The sequence below is a fragment of the Roseovarius sp. MBR-78 genome (genome assembly GCF_040547535.1).
Taxonomy (GTDB): domain Bacteria; phylum Pseudomonadota; class Alphaproteobacteria; order Rhodobacterales; family Rhodobacteraceae; genus Roseovarius.
Genome location: NZ_JBEPPX010000013.1, coordinates 1 through 17,610, shown reverse-complemented (window position 1 = coordinate 17,610; position 17,610 = coordinate 1). Strand labels below are relative to the sequence as shown.

15 protein-coding genes and 4 pseudogenes are annotated in these 17,610 nt (G+C 63.0%); 5 read left to right on the top strand and 14 right to left on the bottom strand.

Annotation, left to right across the window (positions count from 1 at the left end; genetic code table 11):
- Positions 1-112: 112 nt before the first annotated feature.
- From larC to ABIE58_RS11880, 3 genes are read right to left on the bottom strand one after another with little or no spacing between them, the layout of a single operon-like run.
- Entirely contained in the window at positions 113-1,318 is a 1,206-nt protein-coding gene (larC, locus tag ABIE58_RS11890; protein ID WP_354544941.1) for a nickel pincer cofactor biosynthesis protein LarC, read from the bottom strand.
- On the bottom strand, positions 1,315-2,631 hold the full coding sequence (locus tag ABIE58_RS11885; protein WP_354544940.1) for a nickel pincer cofactor-dependent isomerase, group 22: 1,317 nt from the start codon (positions 2,629-2,631) through the stop codon (positions 1,315-1,317). Before ABIE58_RS11885 ends, larC begins: the two co-directional genes overlap by 4 nt.
- Positions 2,632-2,648: 17 nt before the next feature.
- Positions 2,649-4,307 carry a UxaA family hydrolase gene (locus ABIE58_RS11880; protein WP_354544939.1) on the bottom strand — a complete coding sequence of 553 codons (1,659 nt, stop codon included), beginning with the start codon at positions 4,305-4,307 and terminating at the stop codon, positions 2,649-2,651.
- Positions 4,308-4,527: 220 nt separating this feature from the next.
- On the opposite strand from ABIE58_RS11880, the pseudogene ABIE58_RS11875 reads away from it, so the two are divergent.
- Positions 4,528-4,764 (top strand): annotated as a pseudogene (locus ABIE58_RS11875) (FCD domain-containing protein); the annotation flags it as partial.
- Between the two features lie 45 nt (positions 4,765-4,809).
- Here ABIE58_RS11875 and ABIE58_RS11870 read toward each other — a convergent pair.
- The 9 genes and pseudogenes from ABIE58_RS11870 to ABIE58_RS11830 all read right to left on the bottom strand — a co-directional run bounded on the left by ABIE58_RS11870 (position 4,810) and on the right by ABIE58_RS11830 (position 13,254).
- Positions 4,810-5,437 (bottom strand): annotated as a pseudogene (locus ABIE58_RS11870) (IS6 family transposase).
- Between the two features lie 74 nt (positions 5,438-5,511).
- Entirely contained in the window at positions 5,512-6,360 is an 849-nt protein-coding gene (locus tag ABIE58_RS11865; RefSeq protein ID WP_354544938.1) for a phosphodiesterase, read from the bottom strand.
- Positions 6,360-7,391 (bottom strand): ABC transporter ATP-binding protein, encoded by a 1,032-nt coding sequence (locus ABIE58_RS11860; RefSeq protein WP_354544937.1) that lies wholly within the window; start codon positions 7,389-7,391, stop codon positions 6,360-6,362. The genes ABIE58_RS11865 and ABIE58_RS11860 overlap by 1 nt, the downstream gene beginning before the upstream one ends.
- On the bottom strand, positions 7,388-8,176 hold the full coding sequence (locus tag ABIE58_RS11855) for an ABC transporter permease (protein ID WP_354544936.1): 789 nt from the start codon (positions 8,174-8,176) through the stop codon (positions 7,388-7,390). Before ABIE58_RS11855 ends, ABIE58_RS11860 begins: the two co-directional genes overlap by 4 nt.
- A 4-nt stretch (positions 8,177-8,180) precedes the next feature.
- Entirely contained in the window at positions 8,181-8,984 is an 804-nt protein-coding gene (locus ABIE58_RS11850) for an ABC transporter permease (RefSeq protein ID WP_354544935.1), read from the bottom strand.
- Positions 8,985-9,053: 69 nt separating this feature from the next.
- Positions 9,054-10,049: an ABC transporter substrate-binding protein gene (locus ABIE58_RS11845; protein WP_354544934.1), complete on the bottom strand. Its 996-nt coding sequence runs from the start codon at positions 10,047-10,049 to the stop codon at positions 9,054-9,056.
- A gap of 4 nt (positions 10,050-10,053) precedes the next feature.
- Positions 10,054-11,154, bottom strand: a complete 1,101-nt coding sequence (locus ABIE58_RS11840) for a LacI family DNA-binding transcriptional regulator (protein ID WP_354544933.1) — start codon at positions 11,152-11,154, stop codon at positions 10,054-10,056.
- A gap of 203 nt (positions 11,155-11,357) precedes the next feature.
- Entirely contained in the window at positions 11,358-12,137 is a 780-nt protein-coding gene (locus ABIE58_RS11835; protein WP_354544932.1) for a GntR family transcriptional regulator, read from the bottom strand.
- Positions 12,130-13,254 carry an alpha-D-ribose 1-methylphosphonate 5-triphosphate diphosphatase gene (locus ABIE58_RS11830; protein WP_354544931.1) on the bottom strand — a complete coding sequence of 375 codons (1,125 nt, stop codon included), beginning with the start codon at positions 13,252-13,254 and terminating at the stop codon, positions 12,130-12,132. Before ABIE58_RS11830 ends, ABIE58_RS11835 begins: the two co-directional genes overlap by 8 nt.
- 115 nt (positions 13,255-13,369) lie before the next feature.
- Between ABIE58_RS11830 and ABIE58_RS11825 the strand changes: the two genes are divergently transcribed.
- From ABIE58_RS11825 to phnE, 3 genes are all read left to right on the top strand, one after another.
- On the top strand, positions 13,370-14,227 hold the full coding sequence (locus ABIE58_RS11825; RefSeq protein ID WP_354544930.1) for a PhnD/SsuA/transferrin family substrate-binding protein: 858 nt from the start codon (positions 13,370-13,372) through the stop codon (positions 14,225-14,227).
- Positions 14,228-14,291: 64 nt separating this feature from the next.
- Positions 14,292-15,095: a phosphonate ABC transporter ATP-binding protein gene (locus ABIE58_RS11820; protein ID WP_354544929.1), complete on the top strand. Its 804-nt coding sequence runs from the start codon at positions 14,292-14,294 to the stop codon at positions 15,093-15,095.
- Positions 15,088-15,888, top strand: a complete 801-nt coding sequence (phnE, locus tag ABIE58_RS11815; RefSeq protein ID WP_354544928.1) for a phosphonate ABC transporter, permease protein PhnE — start codon at positions 15,088-15,090, stop codon at positions 15,886-15,888. Before ABIE58_RS11820 ends, phnE begins: the two co-directional genes overlap by 8 nt.
- Before the next feature lie 39 nt (positions 15,889-15,927).
- Here the strand turns inward: phnE and ABIE58_RS11810 are convergent.
- Positions 15,928-16,161, bottom strand: a pseudogene (locus ABIE58_RS11810) (transposase); the annotation flags it as partial.
- Positions 16,162-16,290: 129 nt separating this feature from the next.
- Positions 16,291-17,057: pseudogene (gene istB, locus ABIE58_RS11805) on the bottom strand (IS21-like element helper ATPase IstB).
- A 79-nt stretch (positions 17,058-17,136) separates the two neighbouring features.
- On the opposite strand from istB, the gene ABIE58_RS11800 reads away from it, so the two are divergent.
- On the top strand, positions 17,137-17,280 hold the full coding sequence (locus ABIE58_RS11800; RefSeq protein ID WP_354544927.1) for a hypothetical protein: 144 nt from the start codon (positions 17,137-17,139) through the stop codon (positions 17,278-17,280).
- The last annotated feature ends 330 nt before the right edge of the window (positions 17,281-17,610 follow it).

The following is a 17,610-nucleotide window of genomic DNA, read 5'->3' as shown; positions in this document are numbered from 1 at the left end:
CAGGCTGTGCGGGACTGGATTGCGCGGCTCGCCGAGAGGGGCAAAGCTGCCGCGCGCTCGGTGTCGCCGCGCCGCCAGATTTGTCACGTGCATCCGTTATAAAACACCCGTATCACAGGTCTGGGCGGAACATATCGTCGCTTTCGGCCTGCGCCGCGCGGTGCCGGCGGGCGGCCAGTGTCGGCGCGCCGTCCAGATCGTCGCTTTCAACCTTGAGTGTTTCGTGCCCGGCGGGGCGATGCGCGCGTTTGCGGCGCATGCCCTGCGGACCGGTTTCTTCGGTGCGCTGCAGGACGATCCGGTCAATGACCGACCGGCGAACCCCAAGGGTGCTGGTCAGATCAAATATCCGCGCGGCCAGCGCGTCTGCATGGTCGGGGTGCACCAGAAGCTCAAGTCGTGTGACGGGCCGCGACTTCTTGCCCTGGGCTTGAAGCACTATCAGATCGACCACCCCCTCATCGGCGCGCAGCAGATCGATTGCCGCGCCGGTTTCTTCCCCCGTCATATCGTCAATGTCGCAGGCTAGCTGGATCAGGCTGTCTTGTGTCATGCGGGTATCGTTGCGCATGAAGAGGCTGACACGCAGGATGTTAGGCACGCCCGTCATCTCGCGCGTGCCTGCCCCCGAGCCGGTGCAGGTCAACCGGCCCGGTGGACGCTGACCATGCGAACCCTGGGTCACATGTGCCAGGATCGCGGCCCCCGTCGGGGTCACCCGTTCGCCCGGGATGCCATCGTCGTGCCAGTCATACCCTTCGAGGATCAACGCAGTCGCGGGGGCTGGTATCGGTAGCTTGCCGTGTGCTGTATCGACCAGCCCACCCCCTAGAGGAAGTGCCCCCAGACTGTAGGTCGCCCCATCGAGTGCGGCACAGATGCTGCCCGCCGCCGTCACATCCATCAGCGAGTCCCAATCCGCGATTTCGTGAAAGTGAACCCGGTCGATCGGGATGTTGTGGACCTGCGCTTCGGCCTGCGCGAGGCGATAAAGGATGGCACAGGCGGCCTCGGCTGTTCCAGGTGACAGATCCGCGGCCTGCAGCGTCTTGCGCATGGCAGCATGGGTCGTATCCAGGCCTTGGCGGGTGGCGCTGCCCCCTGCGGCAAGGTCCAGCTGGAACCGCCGTGCGCTGATACCCGACGCCATATGTTCCGAAAGCCGCGCACGTCCCACGTCGGCTGGCAGCACAGCGGCCACGTCGCCCAATACGCGTGCCACAAGCTCCGGACGCGCGTGCAGCATTGCGGCGATGAACATATCGCCGGCCGCCCCGCCCACCGGGTCAATGTGGATGTGCATGCCCTGCGCGGTCATACTTGCGCGTCCGGCCAGGGGTTCGTCAGCCGCCCCTGCGAGAACGTCATCTCCTGTAGGTCGCCGACGACGGTCAATCCCTCTCTCTCGCGCAATTCGGGCAGCATTGCCTCGGACGCATAGAGATATTCCAGTTGCAGCGTGTTGGGGATCCGCAGTAGGCGCACCTGTGCGATATCGGCAGCGCCGCATGTCTTGATCACGGTCTTGATCGCGGTTTGGTCGCAGGGCATCACCATCGGTATCTTGGCTTGCATCACAACCTGCGAGGTCAGCGCGTTGGCATAGACCGCCTCGCGGTCAAAGTCAGCTTCGAGCCGAGCGGTCACCACATCAGCCCGGGCGGCGCCGTTGCCGTTGCCGTTGCTGCGTGCCGACAGACCAAGCGCCGCAAGACGCGCAATGTGCAGATGCACCTGCATCTTTGGGCTAGTGAAGCGATGGGTGATGTTGGGGTCCATCCCGGTGCCGGAAAATTCCTTGCCGATCTCGTCGACAACCAGCACGTCAAGCTGCCCTGACGCGGTGGGCGCTTCGATCGGACCTACCGGCAGACGCGGCATGTTGCGCATCGCCTCCTGCAACAGCGGTTCTTCGGCCTCCAGCATCCCGTCGCTGTCAAGCACGACGACACGGGCGAGTTCATCATAGGCGTTCTCAAGCGTGGCGATACCGAACAGAACCTTGCATCGTGCCAGCTTCATCCGCGCCATCTGACCCACGAAAATGCCGACGTTGTCGATCCCGCGCGAATGGCACATCTCTGCGCCCGACTGCTTTCCCAGCCCGATCGACAGCATCTTCGCCAGCCCGGATTCGTTGGGCGCGCGGAAGGATGTGTGCGGTTTGACGCGGTTGAACAGGATAATCCCATCGGCGGCATTGGCGTGGCGGTCCATGCGCACCGACATACCGTTTTCGAGCGTGCCGATCTCGTCGGTTTCCATGCTGGAGCGTATCTCGCAACCCACTGTTTGTTCCGTGATGCCAAGCTTGGCCAGAAGGGCAGTTTGCCCTTCCGCCGTTGCGCCGCCGTGGCTGCCCATGGCGGGCACCACGAAGGGATGCGCGCCGCGGTCGCGCACCTGTGCCACGATGGCGGCCAGCAATTCGGGAAGATCTGCAAGACCCCGGCTGCCTGCCGTGATTGCGATGGACATACCGGGCTTGATCTTTTCCACACAGGACACGTTCATCGCGGTGGCTACGGCGGCAGCAGGGTCGCCCGCGCGGGCGGCGGCGAAGGTCTGGCGGCACAGCGCTATGCGGGGCAGCGGTGTGTTTTCCACAAGCTTGACGTAATTCGGGATCATCTCGGGGCTCCTTGGTGTCAGCCGGTCACGCCGATGGGCCATGGCGCGAATTCTTCCTCGCCCACCCCCAGCGCTTCGGATTTGCTTTGCGTGCCGGACGCGACAGACAGGATCTGCTCGAAGATGGTCTGGCCCAGTTCCTCGATGCTTTGGTCACCATCAATCACGGTGCCACAGTTGATGTCCATGTCGTCGGTCATTCTGTCGAACATCGGCGTATTCGATGCCAGTTTGATCGTCGGCGCGGGGTAGGAGCCAAAGCAAGACCCACGTCCGGTGGTAAAACAGATCAGGTTCGCACCTCCGGCGATCTGGCCCGTCGCCGACACCGGATCAAAGCCGGGCGTGTCCATGAACACCAGCCCCTTCTGGGTGACCGGTTCGGCGTAGCGATAGACCTCCATCAATCCCGTGCTGCCGCTTTTCTTGGCGCCGCCCAGCGATTTTTCCAGCACGTTGGCAAGGCCACCCGCCTGATTGCCGGGACTGACGACACCGTTGATCTGCGTGTCGCGACCCTTGGTATGATCCAGCCACCAGTCCATCCGTTCCACCAGCTTTTCACCGACCTCGCGCGTGCGCGCCCGTCGGGTGAGCAGATGTTCAACCCCAAAGATCTCGGGCGTCTCGGAGAGGATTGCCGTGCCGCCATTGCGTACCAATATGTCAGCGGCAGCGCCAAGGCCGGGATTGGCCGACAGACCAGAAAGCCCGTCCGAGCCGCCGCACTGCATACCAACCGTAATGTGTTCTGCCGAACAGGGCACTCTGCTGACCTGGTTTGCCTCCTCAAGCATCTCCAGGATGGCAGCCTTGCCATCGGCGATGGCTCGCGCGGTGCCGCCCACGTGCTGCATGGTGATGGTTCGTAGGAGTTTACCTTCGGCCAGCCCCTGTTCTTCAAAGAATTCCGCGAGATTGTTGCGTTCGCATCCCAGCGACAGGACAACAGCGCCCGCCATGTTGGGGTGCCGAATATATCCTGCCAGCGTGCGACGCAGCAGGTCCATCGGTTCTCCGGTCATCTCCATGCCACAGCCCTGTTCGTGGATGAACGGGATTACGCCATCGACATTGGACCAGACTTGCATCCGCCCTTCGTCGAAGTAATTGCCGATCTTGCGCGCCACGGTGGCCGAGCAGTTTACGGTGACAAACAGCCCGATGTAGTTGCGGGTTCCGACACGGCCGTTCGCGCGACGGATGCCCATGAATTGCGCACGCTGGTCCGGCGGCAGGATTTCCGTTTCCACGTAATCGCGGGCAAAGGCGTAGTCCTTGTCCACCGCGTCAAAGAGAATATTGTGGCTGTGAAGCCAGTCACCCGGCGCGATGTCATGTGCGGCGTAACCGATGACCGTATCGAATTTCAGGATCGGCGCGCCGGACTGGATGGGGCGGATAGCGATCTTGTGGCCCTGTGGCGTGTCATGGTTCGCCGTGATGCCGTCGGACCCGACCGGCGCGCCCTTCGCGACCGCCCCGGTTGTCACGACGATATTGTCGCCGGGTGCCAGTAACATTATACGTGCGTGCGCATTGGTCTGCATGGTCAGACTGTCCATTTGGGCTCGCTTTCTTTCCAGTGGAAAAGGCTCGTGTATGGGTGCAATAACTGATATATTAGATCTAACAGGAATGAAGACCGCTCGCAATGAATGATTCCGATAGGCCAAGCCCAGAACTGCGCAAGGCGATCTCGGCCGGTTTTCTTGGGCTGGAGACCGGTACCGCCCTGTTCGAAGGCGGGCCGACGGGGCGGGCGTCTATGCCAGCCTGACACCCTTGCGCGACGCCTTGCAGTAACTGGCCAAGGAAGGACTTGTGCGGATCTATCCGCAGCCACGCACGCTGGTCACGCCCATAGACACCGACGCTATCCGCGAGGCGCAATTCATGCGCATTGCACTGGAAACCGAAGTTGTGCGCAAGCTTGCCGAACACGCGGCCCGCGAAGATCTGGCGCGATTGCACAGCATCCTGTCTTTTCAGGTCGGCATCGCAACTCAGCCCGAGGACATCCAGACGTTCCAAGAGCTTGACGAGATGTTTCACCAGACGCTTTTCGCCGTGGCGCGTCACGACCGGACGCAGCGCATCATGCGCAGCCACGCGGATCACCTCGAACGGCATTGCCAAGTTGCTTGGTTGATGCTGCGATGCCCCGCGTTTGCCAAGTCATGGCTTCATCTGGAGAGCATAGTTCGTCCACAGATCGAATGCGTCTGCCCGGGCATGGCGGATGTAGCGGTGAGGCAATAGCGGCGGGGTTTGAATGTCGTGTTGATCTGGTCATGCGCGGCAAGGAAGCGCTGTGCCTGTCTGGGGGACTTGAACCGCCCCATGATTTTTCTCGTCGCCCGCGTCGGTCTGTGACTGCCCTTGGCAGGCCAAATAGAGCGATTAACCTCATCAGAAACCGCTTGGCGGCTTTGGCATTGCGCCGTGTCTGAACCAGGATGTCGAGCGTGTCACCGTTCGTCGGGGATTTGATCTCCCGGATTGAATCCGGACCCTCCTCACCATCGACGGCCCGCCATAGCCAGTGCTTCACGCCGCCCATCGGGATCACGACCTCGTCCAGGCGTCCCTTGTCGTTCGGACGCGGCCGATCCCGGCGGATAGGGCCCGCAAAATGCGCGCCAGATCGGTTGACCCAGAGGCGGATGGCTTCGCGGCTGACGATGACACCACGCTCCGCCAGGAGATCCTCAACATCCGCCGTGCTGAGTGCAAAGCGATGACAGGCCCAGACCGCATAGGCGACGATCCCGCGGGGAAAACGAAAGCCCTTCAGGCGCGGCATTGATGACGGTATCTGCGTAGCTCAACCGGTACCAGCCGCAGAAGCCGCAAACAACTTGGCAATGCCGTTGACCTTTAGCCCGCGCAACCGTCGCCCGACAACTCGGTAATGTCTGCAAAAGGCCAAGGCCCCGGAAAGACGCCGATGGGGATCACGTCGGACACCAGACCGGGGCCGGGTGGCGTGATCCAGTGATGGATCGTGATGGCACCGGGTTCCAGCACCAGTTGCGGCTCAAGTCCAGGTCTGTGATCGGTGAGGACCGCGTGGCCGGGCGCGGGCGCGATCTGGCAGGTGATGCGGTCGATCTGGGCGGTGATCGCCCGATGGACATGGCCCGAGATCATACGCACCGGGCCGGGATGCACCTCCAGCCGCGCCATCAGCGCCGCGCCATTGCGCAGATTGTCGGCATCCATCGCGGGAATGCCCGTCTGCATCCACGGATGATGGGTAGCGACGATCACCGGCTGATCGCCAATTGCGCCGAGCGCGTGGTCGAGAAAGGTGAACCCCGCTTCGGACAGCGCGCCGTGATGCGCGCCGTCCAGCAAGGTATCGAGGGCTACCACGGAAAACGGCCCGAAATCGCGCGCCCAGTGAATTGGCCCGTCTTGCGGCATCCAGCTCTCCTCGACGAAGGCCGCGCGCATCGTCTCGCGCCGGTCATGATTGCCGGGGATGGCCTGCCAGGGCAATTCCAGATCGGCCATGATGGCGGCGAAATGGACGTATTCCTCGGGCGTGCCATGATCGGTGAGGTCGCCGGTGACGATGACGCGGTCAATCCCCGCCAGCAGGGGTAGCCTGGCGTTGATCGTCGCGATGGCGCGGCGCAGGGCCTCGGCCGTGTCGGAGCGCCCGCAGACCAGCGCGCCGGGAGCGACGATATGGGGGTCGGTGAGCTGGATGAAACCGGTCATCAGGCAGTCCTTTCGCGGGGCAGGATCAAAAGCGCCTCAGACGCGATGGAGAGGCGCAGATCGTCGCCCGGTCGGGGCGCGCTGAGGCCCGTGTGCAGAGCGAAGATCACCCCTTGGGTGGCGCCCGCCAGCGCGAGACGGTAATGCGTGCCAAGAAACGTCACGGCCTCGACCCGTGCGGCGACGGGCCCGTCCGGATCAAGCCGGATATCCTCGGGCCGAACCAGAACCTCGTGCCCCTCGGCGGATTTCGGCAGGTCCAGAACCCCACCCGGCATATAGAGACGGTCCGCCTCGATCCGCCCCTCGAGCGGCATCGCGTCGCCGATGAAACGGGCGATGAAACCGGTCGCGGGATTGCGATAGAGCGCCTCGGGCGTGCCGATCTGGGCCACCTCGCCCTGGCGCATCACGGCGACACGGTCAGCGATGGCCATCGCCTCGGTCTGGTCGTGTGTCACGAAGATCGCGGTGATCCCGAATTCACGCAGGAGCAGCGCCAACTCGTCGCGTAACTCGGCGCGCAAGGCGGCATCGAGCGCGGAAAGCGGCTCGTCCAGCAGCAACACGCGCGGGCGGGGAGCCACCGCGCGGGCCAGCGCCACGCGCTGCCGTTGACCGCCCGACAAGGCGGTGATCGCGCGATCCGCCTGCGCGTCCAGACGACACAGCGCGATCACCTCGTTCACCCGCGCGTCGATTTCCGCCCGACCCAGTTTCTGCATCTTGAGCCCGTAGCCGATATTGCCGCGCACCGACATGTTGGGAAAGAGCGCATAGGACTGGAACACCATGCCGATCCTGCGGGTCTCGACCGATTGACGGGTCACATCCTCGCCCTCGAACATCACGCTTGCCCCTGCATCGGGTGTCTCAAGCCCGGCGATGATACGCAGAAGCGTGGACTTGCCGCAGCCCGAGGGCCCCAGGAGCGAGACGATCTCGCCCTGGCCGATCTCGAGATCGGTTGGCAGCAGCGCCCTCGTGCCGTCGGGAAATGTCTTGGCGATATTGCTGAGTGTCAGTGTCATCGGGTGATCCTCTGCGCCCGCGCGCTGGCCCATTGCATGGCCATCAGAAGCGGCACGATCATGACGAAGAAAACCAGCGTATAGGCCGACGCGACCTCGAGCCGCATCGAGGCATAGCTGTCGGCAAGGCCCACGGGCAGCGTTTTCAGATAGGGCGTGTGCAGCATCCAGGTCAGGTTGAATTCGCCGATCGACAGCGTGACGACGGTCAGCGCCCCGGCAAGAATGCCCGGCAAGGCATTGGGCACGACGATGTCGATGAATCGCCGCGCCGATCCCGCCCCCAGCGAGGCGGCACCTTCCTCCAGCGTCTTGAGGTCGATGGCGGCCAGAACCGACAGCACCGACCGCACCATGAAGGGCATCGTGTAAAGGACGTGACCGACGAGGATGAAGCTCCAGCTTGTGCGAAAGCCCTTGTAGGAGCCGTAAAGCTGCAAGAGCGCCAGTGCCAGCGCAAGCCCCGGAACGGCCAGCGGCAACGAGATGAATTCCTCGAGGATGCGCGAGGCCCGCCCCGGATTGCGCGCCAAAGCATAGGCCGCAGGCACGCCGAGGATCAGCGTGACGATCAGACAGGCCAGCGCCAGCCGGATCGACAGGAAAATACTGCCGGAATAAAGCGTCCAGACCTCGCCGATCCATTTCAGCGTCAGGCCGGACGAGAGACCGCGAAAATAATTCACCGTCAGCCCGGCCAGAATCGACTGAATAATTGGTATCAGCAGGAACGCACAGGCCAGCAGAGTGACAATCAACGGAAGCGTTCTGGTCACGGATTTCATCGCCTCATCCCCCCGCCGCAACGGTTGTCCCCGAGAGGCTGCGCGCGATCAAGAGCATCGCCCAGGTCACCAGCCCCAGCATCACCGACAGCGCTGCGGCCATGGCGATATTCGCCGACAGGGTGAATTCGGTGTAGATTACCATCGGCAGCACATCGATATTGGTGGCGAGCGTGAAGGCGGTGCCGAAGGCCCCCATCGCAGTGGCAAAGGCAATGGCCCCCGCCGCGATCAACGCGGGCGCAAGCGCAGGCAGCAGCACGTCGATGACGATGCGATAGGGCGGCGCGCCCAGGGTCTGCGCGGCCTCTTCCAACGCCGGGTCGATCTTTTCCGCGGCGGCCATGACCGTCAGCAACACGCGCGGGATCGAGAAATAGAGATAGCCCAGAAACAACCCGGTCACCGAATAGGCAAACACCCAATGTCCGGGCAGAATCTGGTTTACAAGGCCCTGTCGCCCGCCCAGGAGGATGATCATGAAGCCCACGACAACACCGGGAAAGGCCAGCGGCAGCGTGAGGATCGACAAAAGCACGTTGCGCCCCCGGAACCGGTTGCGCACCAGAAAGAGACCGGCCGTCGTGGAAACCGCCAGCGCCGCCGCGGTGACGGCCAGCGACACGACAACTGTCTGCCCCAGCGTCGACAGATAGCGCGGCGTCTGCAGGATTTGCAGATAGATCGCCCAGCCCGCCTCGCCCTCGCCCGAGGCGAGGATCAGCCGCCCAAGCGGGATCGCCAGAAAGGCAAGCGTGAAAATCACCAGCGGAATCAGGCAGAGCAGGGTGAAGTAACGTTGAGGCATATGGCGGCTCCGATACGGGCGGATACCGGGCAGAGCACAGAGCCCCGCCCGGATTGACACGCGCGATCGTTACTTGACCTCGTTCAGGTAACGCTCGCCAAACCCGGCCTGGGCACGCTCCATCTCGGCATAATCCACCGCCGCCGCGCGCGCGTAGTCGGCGGCGGGCAGGAACTTCGCAGCCACCTCGGCGGGTAGCTCCACGGGGCGGGCGGGCTGAAGATAGGCATTGGTCCAGATTGCCTGTCCCTCATCCGACAGGATGAAATCCAGCACCTGCTTGCCTGCGTCGGGGTTCGGGGCCCCGGCGACAAGGCTCATGACGTAAGGAACGCGCACCGAGCCTTCGCAGGGCAGGACGAATTCGAAATTGCCGTCCTCTTCGTATTTGCCGCGATAGGCGTTGAAATCGTAATCGAAGAGGATCGGAATCTCGCCCGACACGACCCGCGCATAGGACGTCTGCTTGGGCACGATCGGATCATTCTCGGCCAGCGCATTGAAATACGCGATCGCCGGATCGAAATTGCCCAGATCGCCGCCATTGGCCATGTTCACCGCCACGGCACCGGCATAGCCGACAAAGGCCGACGAGGGATCAAGATAGCCCACCATGCCGCGATACTCGGGCTTGGTCAGGTCGGCCCAGCATTGCGGCACCGGTGCGCCAGCCAGGGCATCGACGTTCACGAACAGGCCCAGCGTTCCGTAATGGATGGCAAACCATTTGCCCTCCGGGTCTTTCAACCCCTCGGGGATATCGTCAAAGCCTGCGGGTTTGTAAGGTTCAACCACACCCTCATTGCCCGCCTTGATGCCGGTGGTGACGCCGTAATAGGCCACGTCCGCCACGGGGCTTGCGCGCTCGGCCAGAAGCTGGCTCAGCGTCTGGCCCGAATTCTTGTTGTCATGCGGCATCTGGATGTCGAGCTTTTCGTCGATGGCCTTGAGCATCGAGGCCCAGTCGGCCCATTGCGGCGGGCAATTGTAGCAGATGGCATCCTCCGCCAGCGCGGGTGCCGCGATCACGGTTGCAAAAAGCAACGGCAGAACAGTATGTTTCATGGGTTCATCCTTGTTTGAGATCGGTCTTGAGCGAGTGAACGGACGGCGGCCAGGGGGCAACCTGGTCGTCGTCACGGCTTTCCATCCGGGCGCAGCCGAGCGTGCCGCCCGCACGAAAAGTGAAGCGCAGCGGCGGGGCCTGAATGGCGGCCTTCCCCTGCATGAGGTCGAGAAGCGTCGTCGCGGCCTGACGGCCCATCGTCTCGGGCGCGGTCTCGATGGTGGCGAGCGGCACATCCAGCAGGCGGCCGATCCCGATCCCGTCGAACCCCACGACCGACAGGTCGCGCGGCACGCGCTTGCCCATGAGGTGCGCGGCCTTCTGAACCGAGATGGCGAGAAAATCGTTGGACGCAAAGATCGCGGTCAGCCCGTCGAAGCCGGCAAGGATTTCGGCTAGGATCTCCGGCTTGTTGGCCTCGGCCTCGCCCAGTTCGATCAGCGCGGGGTCGGGAAGGCCACGCGCTCGGCATTCGGCATGAAACCCGGCATAGCGGTTGCGCGACCGGTCCGAAGTGGCAAACCGGAGTGCAAGAAAGGCCGTATGCCTGTGACCCAGATCGGCGAAGCGCCGTGCGACTTCGCGCGCCGCCTCGAAATTGTCGACATAAGCGGTCGGAAACCCGTCAATGGGGTCGTGAAACATCAACGACACGGGGACGCGCCGCCGGCGCGCCTCTTTCAGTGCCGCGCTGCGCTCGGGGGCGATCATGGTCACGATCAGGCCATCCACCTCTTTTGCAAGAAGCGTCTCGATCGCCTCGTTATCGGCCGCGCCGTCATAGTTCGAGCTTGCGATCAAAAGCTGGTAGCCGGTACCCGACAGTGCCTCTTGCGCGCCTTGCACCGCTTCGGCGAAAACCGGGTTGGCGAGTGACGGCACGAGACAGCCGATGGTCATGCTGCGCCCGCCTTGCAGCGCCCGCCCGATGGCGCTGAAGGAAAACCGCAGATCGCGGGCAGCCCTCTCGACCCGTTCGCGCACCTCGGCACTGGCGGGTCCGGAGTTGTTCAGAACCCGACTGGCAGTAGATACCCCGCAGCCGGCCACACGCGCCACGTCCTTGATGGTGATCTTTTGTCTGTGATCCATCTGTTCAGCCATTGAAAGAGCTTGCATGGAAACGTTTCCATAATCATTACAGACGAAGTGCTACAGGAATATGACAACCATCGGAAAAACTGACCATCACCGCAAAGATGACCCGATCGACGTTTTGCAGGGCCTCCAACACCAACTGTTGGAACACGACCTACGCTGGCTGCCATGCAGATGGGCGTCGCGGTGTGGCGCGATCAGTCCTCATTTTACGATTGAAAGACGAATTCCACACTCGTCATCGGCCAGCAGCCGCGGTTGAACTCGATCGCATCACCGTCCGGGTCGCGGTTTATGGCGGTCACATATTGCACCGGCGTATTGTCGTTGAGGCACAGGATCTCGGCCTCGTCGGGCTGTGCAAATCCGCCGCTCACGCGGGTTTCGGCGCGGCGAAACCACGCGATGCCCGCCGCCTTGTAGACCGCGTTGACCGATTGGCCGATCCGGTAGACCCTCTCGAAATCGGGAAAGCGATGCGCGGGCAGTTCCTTGCGCGTGAAATAGATCGGCGCGCCGTCCAGGAGGCGCATCCGGTGCAGCACGATCACCTGATCCCCCAACTCCAGACCAAAGAGCCGCGCCGCCTCGGGGCTGGGCGTGGCGCGCTCCAGCCGCAGGGTGCGCGATGTCACCTGCGCCTCGCAGCCGATGAGCGAGTCGGCAAATCGCATATCGTTGCGGATCACAAAGGCGCGCGGCGTCTGGCGGACGAAGATGCCCACGCCCTTGCGCGCCTGCAACTTTCCCTCGCTCTGCAAGAGCGCCAGCGCCCGGCGCATGGTCAGACGGCTGACCCGGAACATATCGGCCAACCGCACTTCACCGGGCAGGCGGCTGCCGGGGGTCACCATGGCCCCCTCGATCGCCCGCGCCAGCCGGTCATAGATCTGCAACCAGATCGGGCGCTTGGAGCGGGGATCATAGGCCAGCCCCGCCAGACGGGCAAGATCCGCCTCAACGCGCGACAGGTTGGTGAGGTCACCCACGCGTCAAGACCTTCCTGCCCTGCACAAATACCGCCTCGATCCTGCGCGTTTCGGGGTCGACCACAAGAACATCCGCCCGCTTGCCGGGTGACAACGCGCCCCTGTCATCCAGCCCGACCGCCGCTGCCGGATTGGCCGACACCAGGGCCCAGGCCCGCGCCAAAGGCAGGATACCGGCGTCCTGCAACCGCCAGACCGCGTGAAACGGCGAAGGATAGTAGTAATCCGAGGCCAGCACGGTGCAGAGCCCCGCCCGGATCGCATTCGTCGCACAAAGCGCGCCATTGTGGCTTTCGCCGCGCAGCGCGTTCGGCCCGCCGAGGATCACCGGCTCACCCGCCGCCCGCGCCTCGGCTGCGGCCTCTGCGGACATCGGAAACTCGGCCACCGTGACGCCGCGCGCACGCCCGGCACGCCGGTCCTCTGGGGTCATGTCATCATGCGACAGCAGCGGGCACCCCAAGGCGGCGGCCCCCGCGCAGATCCGGTCCATCGCCGCTGGCACCTCATCGCCGCGCGCCAGCACCGCCGCAATCGCCTGCTTGGCTTCAGTGGGCGCAAGGCCCATCCGCACCGCCATTCGCCCCAGCTTGGCGCTATCCGCGCCCAGCTTGTGATTGGCGCTGGTGTGATCGTTGAGCGACAGGATATCGCCCGGCCGCCGCGCCAGCCAGCCCAGAACCTCGTCCACATGCGCGATGGCAAATGTCTCCCAGCGGATGTTCAGCCGCGTATCGCAGGCCAGCATCGGCGCCACCCGCTCCAGCGCCGCAAGCAGCGCGCGCGTGATCGCAATATCGCGCAGGCCCGGCTCCCACGAGACCGTCAAACCGTGATAGGCCGTTGTAATGCCGCTGGAAATGAGCTGCGCATCCGCCTCGCGATAGGCAAGATCATAGGGGAAATGCACCCCCGGACGCGGTTGCACCAACGCCTCGAACCCGTCGCCATGCAGATCGACGATCCCTGGCAGGATCAACCGCCCGCTGGCGTCATACTGCCCGGCCCCTGACCCCGGCGCGTCGGTGATCCATCCCCCGGCCATATGCAGCGGCGCGGCCTCGAACCTGTCGCCCAAAAGGGTCTGACCGCCGGTGAGTGTCCAGCTTCTCGTCATGTCGTCATCCGTCTCCGCGTCACGAAAGTGTCAACCGAATCCCTTATCTATGCGTTGTGTGACGTTCCTGTATACACAACAACGCGCATTTGGCCCGAACCCACCGGAGACACCCATGATCCGTTCCCTGCTCGCCGCCGCCGCGGTATCGCTCGCAAGCAGCCTGCCCAGCCTTGCGGAGCCGCTGAAATTCGCCGTCACCGACATGGAAGGGCTTGAAGTCCTGCAACAGGAATTCGGCGCGTTCCAGACGAAACTCGAGGAACTGACCGGCCAGGAGATCGAACTTTTCCCCGTCAGTTCCCGCACCGCCGCCGTCGAGGCGCTCAATCAGGACAAGGTTGATCTCGTCCTGACCGGTCCGGCGGAATATGTTGTGATCAAGGAGTTGACCGACGCCCGGATCGTGACCGCATGGCAGCGCCCGAACTATTATGCGCAGATCGTCACCCTGTCGAACGGGCCGATCAAATCGGTGCACGATCTCAAGGGTCAGATCGTGACCTTCGGTGCCGTCGGCTCGACCTCGCAGCATCTTGGCCCGGCGCAGGTTCTGGCCGATTACGGCCTAGCCTATAACAAGGATTACCGCGCGCAGATCATTTCGCGCAATACCGCCGTCGAGGCGCTCATTCGCGGCGATGTCGCGGCTGTCGGTATGAACGAGACCCATCTTGGCCGTATCCGCGAGGCGTTTCCGGACGTGTCCTTTACCGTGGTGGCCCGTGGCCGCGACCTTCCCAATGATATTCTGGTCGCCCGCTCTGGTGCCGACGCCGATGCCGTTGCCGCCGTCAAGGCCGCCTTTGTCGATCACGCGCCCGAGCTGATGCAGGCGATCCTCACTGGCGAGGACAACCAGAAGTTCAAGGGCGGCTTCTTTCTGACGAGCGTTGAGGACAGCGAGTATGACTATGTCCGCTCAATGTATGCCACCATCGGCGTGGATACCAAATCCTTCGTCGGCAACTGATCGGTTTCGCCGACCATCCCTGCCGGGGGCCGCGCCCCCGGCCTTTTGAATCTGGAGAGCGGCCTTGCTCGATCTCGAACACGACCCCTTGATCAACGCAATGGCACCCGAGGCCAATCCTGCCCCCCTGATCGAGGCACGCGGCCTGATCAAGACCTATGATCGCCGCACCACCGTGCTCAACGGCATTGATCTCGACATCCGCGAGGGCGAGCGCGTGGCCCTGATCGGCGCGAATGGCTCGGGTAAATCCACCCTGCTCAAGAGCCTGATCGGCCTGCATCCCATCTCTGGCGGCACGCTCACCTGCTTTGGCCATCCGGTCGGCCCCGAGGCGGGGCGCGCGCAGCGGCTGCATATGCGTCGGCAGACCGGTTTCGTGTTTCAGAAACACTGCCTTGTGCGCCGCCGAACGGCCCTGTCGAACGTCATTCACGGGCTCTTTGGCGAACCGGGCAGTTGGCGCGCCTTCGCTCACAGCCTTGCCCCGCTTGAGTGGCGCAACCGTGCCATGCAGGCGCTCGCCGATGTTGATCTCGATCACAAGGCAATGGAACGCGCCGATGCCCTCTCGGGCGGACAGCAACAGCGTGTCGCCATTGCCCGCGCGCTGGTGCGGCGTCCTCGCCTGCTGATTGCGGATGAACCGGCCGCCAGCCTCGATCCGGTATCGGGCCATAACGTGATGGCGCTGTTCAGCGATCTGTGCCGCACACAGGGCATCACGCTGCTTTATACCTCTCACGATATGGACCATGCGATGGACCACGCCGATCGGATTGTCGCGCTCAGGGGAGGCAAGGTGTTCTTTGATCGCCCGGTGGTGAAGGTCACGCAAGCCGATCTCAAGGACACGTTCGATGGTTGATCGCCGGGTGCAGGCACCCGACAGGTTCCGGCGCTTCTCGGCGCTGAATTTTGCCCTCATTGTCGCGCTCGGGGCCATCATCCTCGCCTCCATGGGTCAGGTCGCGCCCTCGCCAAAACAATTGGCCGAAGGGCTGCCCGATATGGTCCGATTGATTGGCCGGATGCTGCCACCCGACACAGAGCCGGATTTCCTGGCCCGCATCGCGGCGCGCATGATCGAGACCTTTCAGATTGCCCTTGTCGGCGCAGCCCTCGGCATCGCCCTCAGCCTGCCGATTGCATGGTGCGCCGCACGGGGTGTGTCGCCGCTGGGGCGCGGCAATATCGTGGTCAAGGCGTTCATTTCCTTTCTGCGCACCGTGCCTGATCTGGTCTGGGCGCTGCTTTTCGTTGCCTCCATCGGCCTTGGGGCGGTGGCGGGGACGATGACCATCATGGTCGACACGATCGGCTTTTGCGGTCGCTTCTTTGCCGAGGCGATGGAGGACGCCGAAAAGGAACCACAAGAAGCGCTGGCCGCCATCGGGGCGAACCGGCCTTCGATCCTGATCGGAGCCATCTTGCCGGATATCATGCCGTCGCTGATCAATTCCTCGCTGTTCGCACTGGAAAAGGCGGTGCGCTCCTCGGTGGTTCTGGGGCTTGTCGGCGCGGGCGGCATCGGGCAGGAACTCAAGGTCGCGTTCGATCTCTTCCAGTATCGCAGCGCCTCGACGATCATCCTCACGATCTTTGCGATCGTGCTGGTGATGGAGGTCGGCACCGACAAGCTGCGCGCCCGCATACAGTGAAAATGGTGCTTCCCGAAACCTGAGCAGCCCTTGACCTGAGAGGTGGGCGCGGATATCGTGAGCTTTCAGATCCGCAGCGTAAAGACCGACGGTCTTGTCGTCGAACCCGTCAATCCGGGTCTGACCTTTCTTCACCAGCTCGGGCTCGAAACTGCCGTCCCGGTCGCGCGGCACGGCGATCGGCACCTCGCCGTCCTGCCCCTTCAGCCGCTTGGAGAACGTCCCGTTGCGACGGTTGGCCTGTCCCACAGGCGCGTCCTTGCCTTCCTCATAGCTGTCAATGTGCATTCAAAAGTGACCCAGTGTGATCATCCAAAAATGACCCACCCCCGAGGTGGCAAAGCCCACAGGCGAGCGGCCACTAAATAGCGAGCTCGTCTTTTGGGCTTTGCTTGCGGAGCGTCAGTGATTTTCGCGGGACTTGCTCTGGGCGAAGCGATAGGATGTGTTGCCGGTCTCGATGGCGAGCTTTGTCCGCCATTGGTCCGAGGACAATGGCGAGCGCAGTGGTGCATGACACGGTCGAGCAGCGCGGTTGTCATCTTGGCATCTCCGAAGACGGATACCCATTCTCCGAACTCGAGGTTGGTCGTGATGATGACGCTGGTCGTTTCATACAGTTTGCTGATCAGATGGAACAGCTTTGAGCCGCCGGATTTTGGAAACGGAATATAGCCAAGTTCGTCGATGATCACGCAATCGAGGGCGCTCAGCTGCTTGATGATTTTTCCGGTGTTTCCGTCGGCCTGCTCCGCGATCAGAGCATTGATCAGATCGACGGCGTTATAGAACCGAACCCGCTTGCCCTGATTGACCAGGTTGGTTCCCAAGGCGATGGAAATGTGCGTTTTGCCGGTGCCGGTTCCGCCAACAAGAATGATGTTGTGCGCGTCCTTGCTGAACTGGCCAGAGCAGAACGGGTCGATCTGCGCTTTGGTGACGGTCGCAGCGCCGTAATCAAAGGTGGCAAAGTCCTTGTGATGGGGGAATTTGGCAATGCGCATCTGATATTGAATGGACCGCACGCGGCGTTCCCGGGTTTCCGCGTCGATCAAGGTCTTCAACGCGGTCGTCAGGCTGGGCGTCGTGCGGGCGGCCAGCAGGTCCTGGGCGCAGGCCGCCATGCCATGCAGTCTGAGGGCCGCGAGCTGGTCGATGAGAGCGTTCATGCCACAACCTCTCCGGCAACACACAGCGCCTCATAGCGCGCGGCTCGGCCTCGGGCCGCAGGGTCAGCTGCGGGTAGGCATGAGTGTCGCCCAGCGGGGGTATGACCGGCTCCAGCAACTGGTTGATCAGGTTGATAATCGCAGGCAAGCGCAGGGTGTGCTGTTTCAAAGCCATGTCGCAAGCCGTCTCGACCACGTCAATGCCATGCTCAAGTGCCAGTAGCAGCAAGTCGACGTATTCCCGGTCGCCGCCGCACCCGCGCATGTAGTGATCCTTGATCTGTTCCATCGCCTTGGGCAGTTCCCAGCCGACAAAGGGTGCGCCATCCCGTAGGGCGCCAGGCTTGCGATCGAGCAACGGCACATAGTGCCACGGTTCGAAATAGCTGATATTGCGCGTGAAATGGCGTTTGTGCTCGGCGATGACCTCGCTGCACACGACTGCGACGATTCGATCAGCATAGGCGCGCAACGAGACATGGTGCCCCGCGTGTTCCGACGGCACGGCTCGTAGCGTTCATCGGGAAAACAGCGCCCCACGCTGTTTTCTGAT